This window comes from Yoonia sp. R2331, from assembly GCF_041103235.1.
Lineage (GTDB): Bacteria > Pseudomonadota > Alphaproteobacteria > Rhodobacterales > Rhodobacteraceae > CANMYO01.
This window is the reverse complement of the sequence record NZ_JBGCUN010000002.1, coordinates 540214-557932: the sequence shown is the minus strand read 5'-3', so window position 1 is coordinate 557932 and position 17719 is coordinate 540214. Positions and strand designations below refer to the sequence as shown.

Sequence of the window (17719 nt, the reverse complement as noted above, 5' to 3'; positions counted from 1 at the left end):
CGACAAGGCTCATATAGGCCCCAAACCCGCCAGTTGCAAGTCATTCGCAAGAGGGGAAAAGGCCAGACCCTTTCCCATGCAAATCAGAAATCAATAAGTGGGGTGAAACTTGTCAGCGGGGGAAAGTGTAAAGATTTCAGCACCTTGCGCCGTCACGCCAACAGAATGTTCGAACTGCGCAGACAGCGATTTATCCCGTGTCACCGCGGTCCAATCATCGGCCAGAACCTTAGTTTCAGGGCGACCAAGGTTAATCATCGGCTCGATGGTAAAGAACATGCCCTCTTCCAACACCGCACCGGTACCGGGGCGGCCATAGTGCAGCACATTGGGTGGGGCGTGAAACACACGGCCCAGCCCGTGGCCGCAGAAATCACGTACAACGGACATGCGGTGGCCTTCGGCGTATTGCTGGATGGCATAGCCGATGTCGCCAAAGGTATTGCCGGGTTTGACTGCTTCGATCCCCTTCATCAGGGCATCATGGGTGACCTGGATCAAACGTTCTGCCTTGCGGCTGAGGTTGCCTGCAACATACATGCGGCTGGTGTCGCCAAACCAGCCATCCACGATCACGGTAACGTCGATATTCAGGATATCGCCGTCTTTGAGAACCTTGTCGCCGGGGATGCCATGGCAGACCACATGATTGACGCTGATGCAGCTGGCGTGCTGATACCCCTTGTAGCCAATAGTGGCCGATGTCGCACCCGCCGCATTGACCCAATCTGTAATCAGCTGGTCAAGAACACCGGTTGTCTGGCCGGGAAAGACGTGTTCCGCGATGTCATCCAGAATCTGCGCCGCCAGACGGCCTGCCTTGTTCATGCCCGCGAAATCGCCCGGCTCGTAAAGACGGATGCCATCCTTGGTCAGTCGGCTGGTATTGGTGGTCACGGTGTCTACCCTTTTTGCGTGAACACCACATAGGCGATCTATGCGCCCCTTGCCAGAGGGTCAGGCGGGCGGTGTGAAAGGAATGGGGGATCCCAGTGAAATCCCCAGAGGCGAGATCGCGCAGGACAGCGCGATCACCTCGACCCCTTTTGCCGCCTGAAACGCCGACGCATAGGCCGGATCAAGGTCAGCGGCGAGTTGCATCAGTTCGCAATCGGTGCGTTGCACCAGATACAGCATCACCGCACGATGCCCATTTGCAGCTACGTGGGCCAGTTCGTTCAGATGTTTGGCCCCGCGCGCTGTCACGCTATCGGGAAACTCTGCCAGCCCCGGCGTGCGGCACAGCGTAACGCTCTTAACCTCGACATAGGTGTCGGGCCCAGCCCCGGTCAGCAGAAAGTCGATGCGGCTGTTGGTGCCGTATTTTACCTCTGGCCGGACAAGATCATAGCCGGAAAGGCCCGGCACCTGACCCGCCATCAGCGCGGCCTTGAGCACCCGGTTGGGCAGGCTGGTATCAACGCCGGTAAAGTGGCCGTTTTCATGATCGACCAGCCGCCAGCCGAATTTCAGCTTTTTCTTGGGATCATCATTAGGTTCCAGCCAGACCTTGGTACCCGGTTCAGCCAGCCCCATCATGCTGCCGGGGTTGGCGCAATGGGCGGTCACCTCTCGCCCGTCAGGCAAGGTGACATCGGCCAGAAAGCGCTTGTAGCGGCGGATCAGACGGGCGGGGATCAGGGGCGTGGCAAAGTCCATATCCCGCGCTATACCCAACATGAACCGACAGGAGAACCCAGATGCCCAACCCCACCGCCGCAATGTGCGTGATCGGCGACGAAATCCTGTCAGGCCGCACCCGCGACGCCAATATGCACCATCTGGCGGGCGTTCTGTCGGCGGCGGGCGTTGATCTCAAAGAGGTCCGCGTGGTCAGCGATGACGCGCCTGCGATCATTGCCGCCGTCAAGGCACTGTCAACGGCCTATGATCACGTCTTTACCTCAGGCGGGATCGGGCCGACCCATGACGATATCACCGCCGATTGCATCGCGGCGGTGTTTGACGCGCCCATCGACGTGCGCGATGACGCCCGCGCGCTGTTGCAGGCACATTACGACCGGTCCGGGCAAGAGCTGAACGCAGCCCGCTTGCGCATGGCGCGCATTCCCGACGGGGCCACGCTGATCGACAACCCGGTCAGCACGGCACCGGGGTTCACATTGGGCAATGTGCATGTGATGGCCGGTGTTCCTTCGGTCTTTCGCGCAATGGTGGACAGTGTGATGGCGACCATTGGCGGTGGCGTGCCGTTGCAATCGGTGTCTGTGCGGGTAATGCGCGGCGAAGGCGATATCGCCGGACCCTTGGGCGAAATTGACGCGCGCTTTGCCGCTGTTTCCGTAGGTTCCTATCCGTTTCAAAAGGACGGCATCTATGGGTCCAACATCGTGCTGCGCGGGCAGGACCCTGACCACTTGCAGGCGGCAGAGGCCGCGGTGCGGGCCGCCTTTGACGCATGACGCTGCCGGATATTCACAGGCTTTATGACGTGGTGGCGGCCACCTGGCCCGCCGCCAATGTCGCGCCGCACGGCCCCTGGCAGATTCGCACCGGCAAGGGCGGCGGCCGCCGGGTCAGCGCCGCCACGGCCAGCGGTCCGATCACCCGCGCGAACCTCGCCCAAGCCGAAGCGGCCATGCACGCGCTTTCGCAGACCCCGCTGTTCATGATCCGTGAAGGCGAGGATGCGCTGGACGCATTGCTGGCCGATGCGGGATACGTGGTCAAAGACCCCTCCGTGCTTTACGCAGCCCCCGCCGCCGCCATCGCGACCGAGCGCCCGCCGCCGGTGACCGCCTTCACCGTCTGGCCACCGCTTGCGGTGCAGCGGGATATCTGGGCCGCCGGGGGCATCGGTGACGGACGATTGGCAGTCATGTCCCGCGCGCCACAGCCCAAGACCTCGTTTCTGGGACGCATCAATGACCGCCCGGCCGCCACCGTGTTTGTCGGCGTGGATGGTGATTGCGCGATGATCCACGCGCTTGAGGTGGCCGTGGCCCATCGCAAACAAGGGCTGGCCCGGCATCTGACCCGTGCCGCCGCCTTTTGGGCGCTGGAACAGGGCTGCACCTTCCTGACTTTGGTCACGACAGAGGCGAACGCAGCAGCCAACCACCTGTATTCTTCGCTTGGGATGACGCTTGTGGGGCGCTATCACTACCGCACGTTGCCAAAGGACGATGCCAAGTGACCGACAAACCCACCGCCCTTGACCTGCCAATGGTCGACCCGCTGCCGCCGGAGACGCAGAAGTATTTTGACGTTTGTCAGGACAAGCTGGGCATGGTGCCCAATGTGTTGCAGGCCTATGCCTTTGACATCGACAAGCTGAATACCTTCACGGCGATGTATAACGATCTGATGCTGGCCGACAGCGGGCTGAGCAAGCTGGAACGCGAGATGATTGCGGTTGTCGTGTCGTCCATCAACAAGTGCTATTATTGCCTGACAGCCCACGGTGCCGCCGTGCGTGCGCTGTCAGATGACCCGATGCTGGGCGAGGCGCTGGTGATGAACTGGCGCGCCGCAAGACTGGATGCCCGGCAATCCGCCATGTGTTTGTTCGCAGAAAAGATGACCCGCGCCAGCGCCGAAATTGTCGAGGCTGATCGTCAGGCCCTGCGCGACGCAGGCTTTAGCGACCGGGACATCTGGGACATCGCGGGGGTTGCGGGGTTTTTCAACATGACGAACCGGGTCGCCTCTGCCACCGATATGCGACCCAACGACGGCTATCACGCTCAGGCGCGATGATCCTGCGTCTGGCCATCCTTTCTGCGTTCGCCGCAGGGCCACTCGTGGCGCAGGATTTGTCGTTTCCGGCGAATGCCACCCTGACGGCAGAGGTGGTCAGCACCGACAGCAGCTACGATTTGCCGAATGGTGCCTGGGCCGATGACGTCCTGCCCACCACGCGCATCGAAGGCGATATGACCCAGCAGGCCTGGCGCATCGACGCCACCGGTTTGAGCAGCCTGCAATTGCTGCGCCCCCTGCGAGAGCAGCTGTCAAACGCAGGGTATCGCGTCAGCTTCGAATGCGAGACGAACGCCTGCGGCGGTTTCGACTTTCGATTTGCCACACCGGTGCTTCTGCCGCCTGCGATGACTGTCAATCTGGGGGACTTCCGGTTCCTGTCAGCGACGGGCCCGGACGGTGCAGTCAGCCTTTTGTCCAGCGTGACGGCGGATGCGGGGTTTGTGCAGGTTACGCTGGTCGGCCCGCGCGAAACCACGCCTCAGGTGCAGGCCGATGCGCCCCGCCTCAGTACCCGCACGGTACAGGCGCAATCGGCCAATCTGGAAACCGCGCTTGAAGAGGCCGGGCGCTTTGTGCTGCCCGGATTGGCCTTTGCCACCGGTTCCGCCCAGCTTGAGGCGGGTGACGTGCCGGTGCTGGATACGCTGGCGGCCTATCTGACCGATAATCCCGACCGCACGGTCGCACTTGTCGGCCACACGGACAGCGCGGGGTCACTCGATGGAAACATCGCCCTGTCTCGCCGTCGCGCAGGCGCTGTGCTGGAACGGTTGGTTGCGGACTACGGCGTGCCGCGCCGCCAACTTGAGGCGCAGGGCATGGGATACCTCGCCCCGTTGGCCAGCAACCTGACCGAGGATGGCCGCGGGCTGAACCGCCGTGTTGAGGTCATCATCACCTCGACCAGCGAATAAAAAAGCGGCCCCCGAAGGGACCGCATAAAGTCGGGTGTCTTCACACCTCGGGAAACTGGATTACCAAGCGTCCGGGCCTTTTTCGGCAAAGGCATGGACCAGAAAATCAATGAAGGCGCGGACCTTGGGCTGGGTAAAGCGGCCCGGCGGATAGACCGCATAGATGCCTTGGGTTTCGACCGGTAGATCGGGGATCGCCTCTTCAACAAGGCCCTGTTTCAGCGCGTCGGCATAAAGGAAGCTGGGCAGATAGGCGATGCCAAGACCGCCGATGCAGGCATTCAGCAGCGATTGACCATCATTCACAGTCAGCCAGCCTGCGGTACGGACCTGACGACGCTCGCCCGAAGGTGCGGTCAGCTTCCAGACGGCGGAATTGGCCTGGTTGGAATAGTGCAGCAGCTTGTGTTCGTTCAGATCGTCGATCTTTTCGGGACGGCCATATTGCTTGAAGTAGTCCGGGCTGGCGATCATGCGACGGGTGGTGTCGGTTAGTTTGCGGGCGCGCAGGGTGCTGTCTTCCAGCTCTCCGATCCGAACGGCCATGTCGAAGCCTTCGGAAATCAGTTCCACATAGCGGTTGTTCAGCACCATGTTCACAGTGATGTCGGGAAATTCTGCAAGGAAATCGCCCAGCACAGGCGACAGGTGGTTCACACCAAAGTCGGTCGCCACCGAGATACGCAGCAAACCGGAGGGTGCAGATTGCATGGACGTGACAAGCGCATCTGCCTCTCCTGCGTCGTTCAGCACCCGGCGTGCGCGGTCGTAATAGGCCAAGCCAATCTCGGTCGGGGACACCCGGCGCGTAGTGCGGTTCAGCAGTCTTGCGCCCAACCGCGCCTCAAGCGAGGAGACGTGCTTGGAGACGGCGGATTTTGAAATCCCCATCTTTTTTGCTGCATCGGTAAAGCCGCCCTGATCCACCACGGTGGCAAAGGCTTCCATTTCAGTCAGGCGATCCATACCGTTTCCTTGCACTTCATTCGTTGGAGTGCAGTTTTGTCGCTCAATCCCGGCAGGAATGGGGCATATGCCTGACAATATCGGGGTTATGTCGGGACTGGTGCGGGAAAAGAAACAGAAAAGCCCGGATTTTGGGCCATCCCGTTAACCTTTATTAACAAATTGCGAACAGAATGGCCGCTGTTCTTACAGCGTCGCGGCCAAGCGAGTGCCCTGATCAATGGCGCGTTTTGCGTCCAGTTCGGCGGCCACATCGGCGCCGCCGATGATATGACAGGGCTTACCCGCTGCGGCCAACGCATCTGCAAGGCTGCGTTCGGGCAATTGCCCCGCACACAAGACAATCGTGTCGGCGGCAATCACGCGTGGGTTCTCGCGCGCTTCACCGTCGCTAACGTGCAGGCCCTCTGCGTCGATCCGGTCATAGTTCACGCCGCCGACCATTTGCACATTCTTCATCTGTAGTGCTGCGCGATGAATCCAGCCCGTCGTCTTGCCCAGGTTCTTGCCCAACTTTTGCGCCTTGCGTTGCAGCAGCGTGACCTGACGGGTCGGCGCATCAGGTTGCGGCCCTTCCGGCCGCAACCCACCGCGCGTCACGGCAGGATCGCCCACGCCCCATTCGCGCAACCATTCATCCAGATCCTCAGTCGGGCTATCATCTGTCACCAGATATTCAGCCACATCAAAGCCAATGCCCCCGGCCCCGATGATTGCGACACGGTCACCCACCGGCTTTTTGCCGCGCAACACGTCGATATAGGACAGCACATTGGGGCCGTCCTGCCCCGGGATCTGCGGATCGCGCGGGGTCACACCCGTGGCGATAATCACCTCGTCAAAATCCGACAGCGCCGCGACATCCGCTACTGTATCCAGCCGCAGCGTGATCCCCGCCTGCGTCACCATCGTGCGGTAGTGGTCAACGAGGCCCCAGAATTCCTCTTTCCCCGGCACCTGTTTGGCCATGTTCAGCTGGCCGCCAATCTCTGCCGCTTTGTCAAAGATGGTGACCGCATGGCCGCGCTCTGCCGCTGTCAGCGCGGCAGAAAGACCCGCAGGCCCGGCACCGACGACCGCAATGGTCTTTGCCGCAGCCGCCCGTTCCACGACAAGTTCGGTTTCATAACAGGCGCGCGGGTTCACCAAACAGGACGACAGTTTGCCGCCGAATGTGTGGTCCAGACAGGCCTGATTACAAGCGATACAGGGCGCGATGGTCGCCGCTGCGTCTGCTTGCGCCTTGGCCACAAAATCAGGGTCGGCAAGGAACGGCCGCGCCATGCTGACCATGTCCGCGCAGCCATCCGCCAGCACGTTTTCCACCACATCGGGCATATTGATCCGGTTCGAGGTGATGACAGGGATCGACACCTCGCCCATCAACTTTTTGGTGACCCAGGTGAAGGCCCGGCGCGGGACAGAGGTGGCAATCGTCGGTATCCGTGCTTCGTGCCAGCCGATCCCGGTGTTCAGGATCGTGGCACCTGCCGCCTCAATCGCCTTGGCGAGGGTCACAACCTCGTCCCAGGTGGAGCCATTGGGCACCAGATCAATCATCGACAGCCGGTAGATGACGATGAAATCTGGGCCGACAGCCTCGCGCACCCGGCGCACAACCTCGACCGGCAGGCGCATCCGGTTTTCATAAGACCCGCCCCATTCGTCGGTGCGTTTGTTGGTGTGGGTGACAAGGAATTGGTTCAGGAAATACCCTTCCGACCCCATCACCTCGACCCCGTCATATCCCGCCTCTTGCGCGCGGGTCGCTGCCGTCACGATATCGCTGATCTGCTTTTCGATGCCCGCCGCGTCCAGCTCTTTAGGTGGAAAGGGCGATATCGGGGATTTGACGGGCGAAGGTGCGACGCAATCAGGGCTATAGGCATAGCGGCCCGCGTGCAGAATCTGCATCGCAATCTTGCCACCTGCGTCATGCACCCGGTCGGTCACCACTTTGTGGTTCGCGATATCCTCGGGTGTGAAAAGCCCGGCAGCTCCGGGAAAAACGCCGCCCTCTTTATTGGGGGACATCCCACCGGTGACCATCAGCGCCACGCCACCCCGCGCCCGCGCGGCATAAAACTCTGCCACCCGGTTCCAGTCGCGGGTTTCTTCCAGACCCGTGTGCATCGACCCCATCAGCACCCGGTTTTTCAAAGTGGTGAAACCCAGATCAAGGGGCGCGAGCATGTTGGGGTATGTCGTCGTCATGGTATCCTCCGGTTGCGGTGACCATGCCGCAGGGTGACGCGCGCGTCATCCGGAACGTCAGGTCATTCCGAAAAGATGTGCGCAAATCGTTGGCTAATCTACGACGACAAAACGCGACTTCAGCAAGGCCTCGGCGTATTCATCGGTGGCCGTGCTGTCGTACACCACGCCACCCCCCACATTCAGCCGCGCGGTCTGGTCGCCCGTTATGGTCAGCGTGCGGATAGCCACGTTGAATTCCATTGCGCCATCAGGGGCAATCCACCCGATTGCGCCGCAATAGGCCCCGCGCGGCTGCGCTTCGACTTCTTGAATGATCTGCATCGCGCGCACCTTGGGCGCACCCGTCACGGACCCACAGGGGAAGAGCGCGTGAAACAGTTCTGACAGGGTTGTGCCTGCACAAAGCTGCGATGTGATGGTCGATGTCATTTGGTGCACGGTTGCGAAGCGTTCGACCGCAAAAAGGTCCGGGACTTTGACACTGCCGACCTCTGACACCCGGCTCATATCGTTGCGCAGAAGATCCACGATCATCAGGTTTTCGGCGCGGTTCTTTTCGGATGTCTGCAATGCTGCGCGCAGGGCGTCATCCTCGGCCGGTGTCGCCCCGCGCGGCGCGGTGCCTTTCATTGGACGGGTGGTCAACTTGCCATCAGCGGTCAGGGAAAAGAACAACTCGGGCGAGCGCGACAAAAGCACAGCATCCCCCAGATCAACATAGGCGCCATAAGGCACAGGCTGGCGCGCGCGCAGGTGCGCATAGAGTGCCGCGGCGCTACCGTCGAAGGTGGTCAAGAGCGGAAAGGTCAGGTTCGCCTGATAGATGTCACCGGCGGCAATGTAGTCGTGGACCACCGCAAAGGCCTGAGCATAGCGGTCCTGGTCCCATTGGGGCACAGGTTCCGTGCATGGTGCAGGTTCGGTCAAATCTTCTGGTGTCGACAACGGCGCGTCAAACACGCCAAACTGCAGCAACGGGCCATCGCGGTCGTCGGGCATCAGGTCGCGCAGCTTGGACGAGGCCAGATACCCGAATTCATAGGCCACATGCCCCGCCAGCCAAAACCCATCTGCCTGCGCCTGCTGCATCTGTGCAAAGGCGGGGCCGACATCGTCGGGTGTTGTCGCTGTGATGATCCTGCGCGGCGCACGAAAGGTCGTCCCGCCTGCCAGCGGTCCGCCGTCAAAGACGACGCAGGGCTTGTCCGCTGGGGTCAAAAGTCCGCAGCGATCCGCATGTCGCGCAGCGGGCGCACGATTTCAATCGCGCGCTGATAAAGCGGATGGGCCTTATAAGCCTGCAACGCGGCATCATCTGCAAACTCTGCATAAACCACCACATCAATTTCGTCTGAGAGCTGGTCAACCCGGCTATTCGGGACAACCTCGAAGAGGGATGCATGCGGGATCGACTTGAGCAGCGTTAACCCTTCGACAATCCGTGCGACATCGGTCTTGTTGCGGGCGCTGAACAGCACAACGTGGCGGATAAAGGTTCTGTCGGTCAAAGCAGGTCCTGCGATTCTGTGCGAGGTGTCACGGCAAATTCCATGTGCCGCACCCGGTGAGGACTTGCAATGGTGCGATGGGTCGCAGCGTTTTTCAGGTCTTGGCCACATCCAGACACACAGACTCGAGTGGAGCAAAAAATTCAGGTGTCCGTGTCGCTGAAAGTTTTGCGGAAAAGCACATGCCGGACAAAACCGGCAAAGAAGTGCGGGTCGGCCATATTCAGACTGACAGCCGTTGGATGACTGCATCACTGGTGTCCAACAAGATGCGTTCGCGGGCTACTGGGTCTCGACGCAGTGGCGGCGGAACGCCTTTTTCAGCATATCAAGCTCGGCGCGCATCAGGTCAATCTCGGCGCGGATATCCTCGCCCAGCGCCTCGCCCGCCATGACGGCAAAGCTGCTGAGCACCTCACCGGTGGCCCGATCGGCGATCACGAAGGTCTGCACACCGTCGGCGATCCGGTCTGCCGGAAGGGCAAAGCGCACTTGCCAAACCTCACCATCCTCGGTCACGTCAGGGCCCGGCACCTCTTCACCCATATGGGTCGCCACAAGGTCCGGGGTACCGTCGACCAAACCATGCAGCTCTCCCTGCCAGACACCCGCGGTCAGCGACGTCTTGGTCAGTATCACTTGACCGGACTGTTGCGTGTCTTTGGCCATCAAAGTTCTGCCCTTGGATACCGACAAAATGTCAGGTCGCGCATGGTGATCTGGTTCATCTCGGGGCCTTCAAAGATCAGGTCAAGCCACATCTTGTCGATCCGTTTCTCGTTCAATTCCGAATAGGCCAGGTCGAACTCCACCACGGATTCAGGCAGATTGATCGGTATTTCCAGCGTCACCTGTTCGGTATTCGGGCCGTGCTTGACGTTCAGGCGGCCAAACACCTCGACCTCTTTTTCGGCCTCGATAATCGTCGAGACACGGATCAGATGCCGGCGTCGCATGCCGTCAACCGCGTCCTTTGGAAAATTCAGCACCAGCGACAGAAAGCTGCCGTCAAAGCCAAAGACATCCATGCGCAGGGCGAATGGGGCCAGGTCTTCTTCGCGTGTATTGCGCAGCTGGCGCATCGTCAGTTCCGAGACAGAGCAATCGTGGAACAGGTGCATTTCGTCGCCAAAGGGCGTCTTGCTAGGGACGGCAGCGATACCTTTGGGCGTGACCGGGCCGCGCCAGACCTGCGGGCGCCAGGACCACAGCGTACCACCGGGCCGGTTGAACGCATTGGACCCAATCCGTGGCAGGGCAAGGCGGCCATCTGCGACATGCACCAATTGGTCAAGACGGCCTTTCAACTGACGCGCTTGCTGGCGCTGGTCTTTCAATTGCGACAATTCAGCTGTTTCGGCAGCGCGTGCAGCAGCCGTCCAGCGACGCAAGCTGCGACGATGGGAAATGCGGTCAAGCAAGGACTGTGTGTTGCGTGCCATTGCGTTCTTTGCTGTTTGCAGCGGCGGCACCGCCCCAGTGCGCACCGTTGTCCTTTTCCTATACCTGCCAAATTGTTGCCAAAAAGGAAACAGTTGTCAGCTATCTGCTGGGATTTCCGTGGCGTTCGCGGATTGCAGCGCGAGGATTGATTGCCGCAGCAGCGCATCCCCCACCGACACGCTCAGCGGGGCATCGGCCAACCCACGCAAGCTGACCGTCACCAATCGACCCGAAAGGTCCAGAAATCCGCGCCATTCGGTGGGCTGGGTGCCTGCAATGGGCGGCGGATTGGTATCGTCAAAGAAGACAGTAACCACCCCACCTGATGCGCGCGTGCGGCGCACGGTGATTGCGCCTGCATCGCCCGTGGCACTGAGCAAGGCAGCGCCTGCATCACCTTTCAGGAAGGCCTCGAACACCGGCTCGGATCCAGCCACGGATGCAGTGCCCGCATCACCAACCTGCACGGTGATCAGTGCCAGCCCCGGGACACCCGGCCCCTCGCCTGTCAACAAGACGCAGGGCGCCAGAATGGCAAATCCATCGCGCGTGCGGCTGGCACGGGGATCGACGCAGAAATTGTCCGGCCCAGTGGCTGTGACTGCACCGCCTGCAAGGGCGATGGAGGTGGTGCCGCCATCGCCTGCCAGGTTCCCGATACCACCACAGCCCGCCATCGTTAGCGCAATGGCAATGGCCCCTCCCAGTCGCGAGAACACGGGGTCAGAGGTCCATATAGATGTGCTTTTCACCCTTGGCGCCCGGATGCGTCACCGCGCCCTGGCGGGTGTTGCCGACCAGTTGGGCATATTTCCACAGCGCACCGCTGGCATAGATCGTCTCACGCGGACCTGTCCAATCGGCTTTGCGGCTTTCCAGCTCTTCTGCAGTCAGATCAACCGACAGCTCTCCGGTTGTCGCATCGAGCGTAATGACATCACCATTGCGCAACAGGGCAATCGGCCCGCCATGTGCGGCCTCTGGTCCAACGTGACCGACGCAGAACCCGCGGGTCGCGCCCGAGAAACGGCCGTCAGTGATCAGCGCCACCTTCTTGCCCATGCCCTGACCGGACAGGGCTGCGGTGGTCGCCAGCATCTCGCGCATGCCCGGGCCACCTGCAGGGCCTTCGTTGCGGATGACGATGACTTCGCCTTCCTCATACTCGCGCGCCTTCACAGCCTCAAATGCGTCTTCTTCACATTCAAAGATGCGGGCCGGGCCGACAAAGCGCTGCTCCTGCGTGGACATGCCCGCGACCTTCACGATGGCACCTTCGGGGGCAAGGTTGCCCTTAAGCCCCACAACACCACCGGTTTTAGTGATCGGCTCTTCGACGGGATAGATCACGCGGCCATCAGCCTCGCCTTTGATCATGTCCAGCTCTTCGCCCATTGTCCGACCGCTGGCGGTCATGCAATCCTCGTGGATCAGACCGGCCTTGCGCAGTTCCTTCATCACCACAGGCACACCGCCTGCCTCGTAAAGGTCTTTGGCCACATACTGACCGCCGGGCTTGAGGTCGACGAAATAGGGCGTGTCGCGGAAAATTTCGCAGACATCAAAGAGGTCAAAGTCGATCCCCGCCTCTGCCGCGATGGCGGGCAGGTGCAGACCGGCATTGGTGGACCCCCCGGTGCAGGCCACCACACGGGCGGCATTTTCCAGCGATTTGCGCGTCACGATATCGCGGGCGCGGATATTCTTTTCGATCAGGTGCATCACTGCCTCGCCAGAGGCGATGCCGTATTGGTCACGCGACTCGTAAGGGGCTGGCGCGCCAGAGGAATTCAGAAGCGCAAGGCCCACGGCCTCGGACACGCAGGCCATTGTGTTGGCGGTAAACTGACCGCCACAGGCCCCGGCAGAGGGGCAGGCCACCCGTTCTAGCACCTCAAGCTCTGCATCCGACATATTGCCTGCCTGATGCTTGCCGACAGCTTCGAATACGTCCTGCACGGTGACGTCCTTGCCATCCAGACGGCCCGGAAGGATCGACCCACCGTAGATAAAGACCGACGGCGTGTTCAGACGCACCATTGCCATCATCATGCCCGGCAGCGACTTGTCACAGCCCGCAAGGCCGACGATCGCGTCATAGCAATGGCCGCGCATTGTCAGTTCGACGGTGTCCGCAATCGCCTCACGCGAGGCGAGCGAGGACCGCATCCCTTCATGGCCCATCGCGATCCCGTCGGTGACGGTGATGGTGGTGAATTCGCGCGGCGTGCCGCTGCCCTTCTTGACGCCCAGCTTGACGGCCTGTGCCTGACGGTTCAGCGCAATGTTACAAGGTGCCGCTTCGTTCCAGCAGGTCGCCACGCCAACCCATGGCTGTTTGATCGCCTCTTCATCCAGTCCCATCGCGTAGAAATAGGACCGGTGCGGCGCGCGCGCGGGCCCTTCGGTGACGTGACGGCTTGGCAGGTTGGACTTGTTGACTGGGCCCTTGAGCATGGCTGATCCTCCGGAAAACTGTTGCAGAACGGTCTAATTGGCGGGCAGTGCTGACACAAGCCGAAACGCGGCCCGTTGCAGAGCGGTAGGATCGCTGCCTAGGGTGCCCCATGCGCCGTCCCGATCCTTATCCGCTGCACCGGCATTTCGTGGCCCCCGCAGCCGCCCGGCGCAACCTGTGGCTGGTACTGCTGGTCGTGGTCGGGTTCGAGCTGGTGTTCGAGGCGACGCCCTATATCTTTACCCCCTATTCAGGGCCTGGCCGGATCACGGTAACGCCACTTGATACGCTAGTCGAATTTGCCGCCTTCATCATCCCCTGCATTGCGTTGCTGGTACTGGTCCGGCTGATCCACAAACGCGGGTTCTTTAGCCTGACCGGGCCGCACCAGCAGGCATGGCGCGATCTGCGGCGCGTTACCATTGCGGTGGGGTTGGTGCTGTTGATCCAGGAACCGCTGCGCCTGTCGGGCGAGTGGGACTATTTCGCGCGGATGCGCCCGCTGGACCAATGGGCCGTGATGCTACCCTTTGCCTTTGTCGCCCTGCTAATTCAGGTCGGCACTGAAGAGCTCTATTTTCGCGGCTACCTGCAACAGCAGATGGGTGCATTGTCAGACAGCCGCTGGGTCTGGATGGTGCTGCCATCGGCGTTCTTTGGGCTGGCCCATTATGTCAATGGCGTCACACCTGTCGAAGGTACGGTCTGGGCGATCTGGGCCATGGCGCTTGGGCTGGCCTGTGCCGATCTGACCGCGCGCACCGGCACTATCGGGGCCGCTGTGGGACTGCATCTGGCCAACAACGCCTTTGCCCTGCTGGTAACTGCAGTTGAAGACTGGCCCGCCTCTGGTCTGGCGCTGTGGCTTTACCCTTACCAAAACCCCTGGTCTTATACCGATCCCTCTGCCGCGGCTGCGATAATCGACCTGACCTTGTCAGTTACGGGCATCTGGGTGATGTGGCTCGCCGCGCGCGTGGCGGTGCGGCGCTAAGCACCGTCGTAGAACTGAAAGTGCCATTCCGAAATATCATCCAGAGTCAATCGCCGCGCGCTAGCCAACACCAGAATTTCGTCCTGAATGAAGACGTTCAGCTTTCCGTCAGGCCGCTGCCGCACCTCAATATCATCAAAGCTTTCGATCTTTTTGAAACGTTCCAGATTGATTCTATCGGAACCGTCCCATTTGCGTATCGTATCGACGCGGTGATCTCGTGACAGATGGAAAATATCCCTCCCTGTGCCACCGAAAAGCATGTCGCTGCCCTTGCCGTCATAAATGTTGTCGTGTCCAGGTCCGCCGTAAAGGTGGTCGTTTTCCCGGCCGCCGAAAAGTTCGTCATCGTGATAGCCGCCATACAGCTTGTCCCGCCCTTGGCCGCCGTACAGATCGTCGTCCGAGTTCCCGCCCCAAAGCTGATCGGCACCGGCATATCCCCTGATGACATCGCCGCCTTTGTCCCCGCTAATTCGGTTGCTACGGCCGTCCCCAAGCAAGGTCTCATTTTCTTCTGTGCCATACTGGTTCTGCGGCACACCGGGTGTGAACACGAACGAATCCACACCTGCGTCAGATGACACGACGATCACTGCATTTCCCTGCCGGACCGTGACTTCAATATCTGTGACATCCACATCGCCCAGACCTTTGCGGCTCATCCCCCAAAGCGTGCCTTCGCGCGAAATCTCGAAGACCGTCAGTTTCTCGCCCGCTGACACGACATAGCCGCGATCGTCAATCGTAAAGGTCGCAATTGTGTCCGAGGCCCAGTTGGCGTCGCCATTGCGCGAATCCAGCGTTGCCTTTAGCTGGCTGCGGTTCAGCACTTCGTCGCGCAGTCGCGAACTTGATGCTTCCAAATGGTAGCTATTGATCCCACCTTTCTCGCTTGCAGTGATCAAAAACTCGATGTTGGGCATCGACACAACGGCAATATCGTTCGGGGCCTTGGCATCTGATACGCCGGAACCCGGAATGACATCTGTGTATTGCGCAGTGCCGCCAAGCGAGAACGTGACCCAGTGGATTCCGTTTGTCTCGTCATCAAGAAAGAACATCGCTGGATGTTCGTAGACATCCGCAATCAGAAAGACATCTTCGACAGCTCTGGACGGCAATTGATAAGACTTCTGCCGGATATCATCCAAGTTTACGACCCAGTTGACGACGACAATATCGGACGCGTCGCCGCCCTGGTCGATAACCTCGTAGATGTGCGGAATGCGTTGCGTGAAATTCCGCAAATCAATGGTCTGAACCAGACTGGTGATCGTGTCCCCGCGATCAAAAAAGCGGATCGGCGCAAGGGTCCCGTCGCTTGACGTCTGAAAAACATGAACGCCCCGGTTGTCGGCCACGCCGCCCGAAACATCATATTGCCCCCCAGCAACGACATATCTGGTTCCATCCACATTAATAGATGCAAGACCGGGTCCCGGGCCATCATCAAACAAAGTGAAGTAGGACCCATCGACGGCTTCACCCTGCTCAAGCACCGCAACCGGAGGCCTAATGTCCCCGGTCTTAGTCAGGCGCATCACCTGGATCCCGGCTAGGGGATCACTGGATTGCGCATAGACAAAGAAGTTGCCGCCGACCTGTGCAATATGGATATCCTTGATTGGATCCGTGAACGCGACGCTATCTGTCTTGATAAGTGTCATGCCAATCCCTTGCCAAATTTCATTTCAAAGCAGCAGGCGTCATTCACGCAAAACTAAAGTCATCTTGCTGCAAACTGCCCACCGTCAACCTGTTGTTGGCGTCCAGCACCAGGATTTCGCCTTCGATGAAGATATTCAGGTTGCCGTCTGGGCGCTGCCGGATGTCAAGGTCCTGGAAATCGAGGTCTTTTCCAAAGGCACGCAGATCAATCCGGTCGCGCGTTTCCCATGTGCGGATCGTATCCACCTGACCATCTTGCGCCATCACGAAAACGTCCGACCCGGCACCGCCAACCAGAACGTCAACGCCCTTGCCGTCGAACAATCGGTCATTGCCATTGCCGCCTGCAACCAGATCGTTGTCGCTGCCGCCATAGATGATGTCGCCGGTATTGCCACCGAACAGCCGATCGTTCCCACTGCCGCCATTGATCTTGTCAAAGCCATCACCGCCAGACACAAAATCGTTGCCGCTACCGCCAGAAACGAAATCATTGCCGTCGCCACCAAAGATTTCGTCGTTGCCGTCCGCACCGTAAAGACTGTCGAAACCGGCATCGCCTGACAGGCTATCGTTACCCCGCCCACCGCGCAGGATGTCGTTGCCGCCGTTGCCGTCAAAGTCATTGTTGCGGGAGTCGCCAGAAATGACATCGCGGCTGTTGGTCCCGTTTACATCGCGCGCCTGCTCTGGCGTGAAGACAAATGTCTCGACCCCGTCATCTGTTGCGACCGTGATGACGCCGTTGCCTTTGCGCACGACCACGTCGATATCATTTATAGAACCGTCAAAGTTGCCTTTACGGTTCATGTTGAAAAAGCGCCCATCATCGTCCAGTTCAAAAACCGTCAGCTTGTCGCCACCCGCAACAACAAACCCCCGATCACCAATCGAAAAGGTCTCGATAATGTCGGTCGACCAGTTCTTGGTGCCATTCTGAGAGCTGAGCTTGCCAAACAAGCCATCCAGCCCCACCGAACTTACGAAATTGGTGTATTCAAACGCCCGCAGCCCGTCTTTCTCGCTGACCGAGATCACGAAGTCGTCGCCGCCCATGCGCAGCACTTCCAGATCAGCGGCCACCTTGTCTGCGGATAACCCCCCGGAACCATCCAAGACACCAGTTTGACCGCTTCCGGTAAACGGGCTGACATTGACCCAGCGAATTTGGCCGCCGTCATCATCGACATAAAACATCAGTGAACGGGAATCGTCGTCAACGGCAAAGGCCGTGTCGGCGATGCTAGATTGTAGCGTATATGAATAGGTGTCCAGTGAAGTGGCACTGTCGATCACCGAGAAGATCAGCTGATCGTTGGTGTTGCCGCCCATGTCTACAATCTGAAAGAAAATGCCGTCGTCAAAGGCATCGGGCACATACCCTTCCAGCGTGACGTCCAAACCCGGATCACGCGGGACCACGCCGCTTAGCGACAAGGTACCGTCAGAGGCAATAGCGAAGAATTGCAGCCCGTCATCGACGGTGTCTTCGGTCAGGCTATCAAAGCGCCCATAGGTCACCAGCGTCAGCTGACCGAAAAAGTCCGTGTAGCTGCCAAACCCGGAAGGCCGCGCCAAATCCTCGGGCCGGAAGTAGTAGAAATCCGGCAAATCGCCAATCGCCAGCTCTTGCCCGATATATTGCAGGTCGCCGCTGTTACGAAGCCGGTAAAGTCCGATCCCGTCAATTTCGCTGTTCGTTTCAGTATAGACGTAAGTCCGTCCACCGACCTGAACGCTTTCAACCAGCAACACCTGACCGGCCACCCCACCGATCTGGTCAATCCTCGAAATTGCCACGTTCGTTAACCCTACACTCAAC

Annotated in this window: 17 protein-coding genes; 5 read left to right on the top strand and 12 right to left on the bottom strand. The window is 59.9% G+C overall.

Annotated features, from left to right (window positions below; all coding sequences use genetic code 11):
* Nucleotides 1-90: 90 nt before the first annotated feature.
* Together map and sfsA are read right to left on the bottom strand one after the other, a co-directional pair.
* On the bottom strand, nucleotides 91-897 hold the full coding sequence (gene map / locus AB3Y40_RS17565) for a type I methionyl aminopeptidase (protein ID WP_369440170.1): 807 nt from the start codon (nucleotides 895-897) through the stop codon (nucleotides 91-93).
* A gap of 60 nt (nucleotides 898-957) precedes the next feature.
* On the bottom strand, nucleotides 958-1659 hold the full coding sequence (sfsA, locus tag AB3Y40_RS17560; RefSeq protein ID WP_369440169.1) for a DNA/RNA nuclease SfsA: 702 nt from the start codon (nucleotides 1657-1659) through the stop codon (nucleotides 958-960).
* A 41-nt stretch (nucleotides 1660-1700) separates the two neighbouring features.
* Here sfsA and AB3Y40_RS17555 point away from each other — a divergent pair, with 41 nt between their 5' ends.
* The 4 genes from AB3Y40_RS17555 to AB3Y40_RS17540 are packed head-to-tail and all read left to right on the top strand — an operon-like array spanning nucleotide 1701 to nucleotide 4640.
* Nucleotides 1701-2423 carry a competence/damage-inducible protein A gene (locus AB3Y40_RS17555; protein WP_369440168.1) on the top strand — a complete coding sequence of 241 codons (723 nt, stop codon included), beginning with the start codon at nucleotides 1701-1703 and terminating at the stop codon, nucleotides 2421-2423.
* The gene (locus AB3Y40_RS17550) at nucleotides 2420-3157 is read left to right on the top strand and encodes a GNAT family N-acetyltransferase (protein WP_369440167.1); all 738 of its coding nucleotides are present in this window, start codon (nucleotides 2420-2422) and stop codon (nucleotides 3155-3157) included. Before AB3Y40_RS17555 ends, AB3Y40_RS17550 begins: the two co-directional genes overlap by 4 nt.
* Before the next feature lie 29 nt (nucleotides 3158-3186).
* On the top strand, nucleotides 3187-3720 hold the full coding sequence (locus tag AB3Y40_RS17545) for a peroxidase-related enzyme (protein ID WP_459554005.1): 534 nt from the start codon (nucleotides 3187-3189) through the stop codon (nucleotides 3718-3720).
* Nucleotides 3717-4640, top strand: coding sequence for an OmpA family protein (locus AB3Y40_RS17540; RefSeq protein ID WP_369440165.1), 924 nt, complete (start codon nucleotides 3717-3719; stop codon nucleotides 4638-4640). Before AB3Y40_RS17545 ends, AB3Y40_RS17540 begins: the two co-directional genes overlap by 4 nt.
* A 60-nt stretch (nucleotides 4641-4700) precedes the next feature.
* Here AB3Y40_RS17540 and AB3Y40_RS17535 read toward each other — a convergent pair whose 3' ends face one another.
* The 8 genes from AB3Y40_RS17535 to ilvD form a co-directional block, all read right to left on the bottom strand.
* Nucleotides 4701-5606, bottom strand: coding sequence for a LysR family transcriptional regulator (locus AB3Y40_RS17535; RefSeq protein ID WP_369440164.1), 906 nt, complete (start codon nucleotides 5604-5606; stop codon nucleotides 4701-4703).
* 186 nt (nucleotides 5607-5792) lie between these two features.
* Nucleotides 5793-7820: an oxidoreductase gene (locus tag AB3Y40_RS17530; protein ID WP_369440163.1), complete on the bottom strand. Its 2028-nt coding sequence runs from the start codon at nucleotides 7818-7820 to the stop codon at nucleotides 5793-5795.
* 93 nt (nucleotides 7821-7913) lie between these two features.
* Complete coding sequence (locus AB3Y40_RS17525; RefSeq protein WP_369440162.1) at nucleotides 7914-9041, bottom strand: aminodeoxychorismate synthase component I; 1128 nt, start codon at nucleotides 9039-9041, stop codon at nucleotides 7914-7916.
* Nucleotides 9038-9331 (bottom strand): Dabb family protein, encoded by a 294-nt coding sequence (locus AB3Y40_RS17520; protein WP_369440161.1) that lies wholly within the window; start codon nucleotides 9329-9331, stop codon nucleotides 9038-9040. The genes AB3Y40_RS17525 and AB3Y40_RS17520 overlap by 4 nt, the downstream gene beginning before the upstream one ends.
* Nucleotides 9332-9613: 282 nt before the next feature.
* A complete protein-coding gene (locus AB3Y40_RS17515; protein ID WP_369440160.1) occupies nucleotides 9614-10000 on the bottom strand; it encodes a hypothetical protein in 387 nt (128 codons plus the stop codon).
* The gene (locus tag AB3Y40_RS17510) at nucleotides 10000-10773 is read right to left on the bottom strand and encodes a DUF6478 family protein (protein WP_369440159.1); all 774 of its coding nucleotides are present in this window, start codon (nucleotides 10771-10773) and stop codon (nucleotides 10000-10002) included. Before AB3Y40_RS17510 ends, AB3Y40_RS17515 begins: the two co-directional genes overlap by 1 nt.
* 96 nt (nucleotides 10774-10869) lie before the next feature.
* Nucleotides 10870-11526: a dihydroxy-acid dehydratase gene (locus tag AB3Y40_RS17505; RefSeq protein WP_369440158.1), complete on the bottom strand. Its 657-nt coding sequence runs from the start codon at nucleotides 11524-11526 to the stop codon at nucleotides 10870-10872.
* Nucleotides 11498-13231, bottom strand: coding sequence for a dihydroxy-acid dehydratase (ilvD, locus tag AB3Y40_RS17500; protein WP_369440157.1), 1734 nt, complete (start codon nucleotides 13229-13231; stop codon nucleotides 11498-11500). Before ilvD ends, AB3Y40_RS17505 begins: the two co-directional genes overlap by 29 nt.
* A gap of 110 nt (nucleotides 13232-13341) precedes the next feature.
* Here ilvD and AB3Y40_RS17495 point away from each other — a divergent pair, with 110 nt between their 5' ends.
* The gene (locus tag AB3Y40_RS17495) at nucleotides 13342-14226 is read left to right on the top strand and encodes a CPBP family intramembrane glutamic endopeptidase (RefSeq protein WP_369440156.1); all 885 of its coding nucleotides are present in this window, start codon (nucleotides 13342-13344) and stop codon (nucleotides 14224-14226) included.
* On the opposite strand, the gene AB3Y40_RS17490 is transcribed toward AB3Y40_RS17495, so the two are convergent.
* Complete coding sequence (locus AB3Y40_RS17490) at nucleotides 14223-15896, bottom strand: calcium-binding protein (RefSeq protein ID WP_369440155.1); 1674 nt, start codon at nucleotides 15894-15896, stop codon at nucleotides 14223-14225. The genes AB3Y40_RS17495 and AB3Y40_RS17490 overlap by 4 nt on opposite strands.
* Nucleotides 15897-15939: 43 nt before the next feature.
* Nucleotides 15940-17697 (bottom strand): calcium-binding protein, encoded by a 1758-nt coding sequence (locus AB3Y40_RS17485; protein ID WP_369440154.1) that lies wholly within the window; start codon nucleotides 17695-17697, stop codon nucleotides 15940-15942.
* Between the last annotated feature and the right edge of the window lie 22 nt (nucleotides 17698-17719).

Excerpts from the sequence above, each read along its gene's own strand:
- sfsA (WP_369440169.1), bottom strand. The coding sequence starts at position 1,659 with ATGGACTTTGCCACGCCCCTGATCCCCGCCCGTCTGATCCGCCGCTAC.
- AB3Y40_RS17555 (WP_369440168.1), top strand. The coding sequence starts at position 1,701 with ATGCCCAACCCCACCGCCGCAATGTGCGTGATCGGCGACGAAATCCTG.
- AB3Y40_RS17550 (WP_369440167.1), top strand. The coding sequence starts at position 2,420 with ATGACGCTGCCGGATATTCACAGGCTTTATGACGTGGTGGCGGCCACC.
- AB3Y40_RS17545 (WP_459554005.1), top strand. The coding sequence starts at position 3,187 with ATGGTCGACCCGCTGCCGCCGGAGACGCAGAAGTATTTTGACGTTTGT.
- AB3Y40_RS17540 (WP_369440165.1), top strand. The coding sequence starts at position 3,717 with ATGATCCTGCGTCTGGCCATCCTTTCTGCGTTCGCCGCAGGGCCACTC.
- AB3Y40_RS17535 (WP_369440164.1), bottom strand. The coding sequence starts at position 5,606 with ATGGATCGCCTGACTGAAATGGAAGCCTTTGCCACCGTGGTGGATCAG.
- AB3Y40_RS17530 (WP_369440163.1), bottom strand. The coding sequence starts at position 7,820 with ATGACGACGACATACCCCAACATGCTCGCGCCCCTTGATCTGGGTTTC.
- AB3Y40_RS17515 (WP_369440160.1), bottom strand. The coding sequence starts at position 10,000 with ATGGCCAAAGACACGCAACAGTCCGGTCAAGTGATACTGACCAAGACG.
- AB3Y40_RS17510 (WP_369440159.1), bottom strand. The coding sequence starts at position 10,773 with ATGGCACGCAACACACAGTCCTTGCTTGACCGCATTTCCCATCGTCGC.
- ilvD (WP_369440157.1), bottom strand. The coding sequence starts at position 13,231 with ATGCTCAAGGGCCCAGTCAACAAGTCCAACCTGCCAAGCCGTCACGTC.
- AB3Y40_RS17495 (WP_369440156.1), top strand. The coding sequence starts at position 13,342 with ATGCGCCGTCCCGATCCTTATCCGCTGCACCGGCATTTCGTGGCCCCC.
- AB3Y40_RS17490 (WP_369440155.1), bottom strand. The coding sequence starts at position 15,896 with ATGACACTTATCAAGACAGATAGCGTCGCGTTCACGGATCCAATCAAG.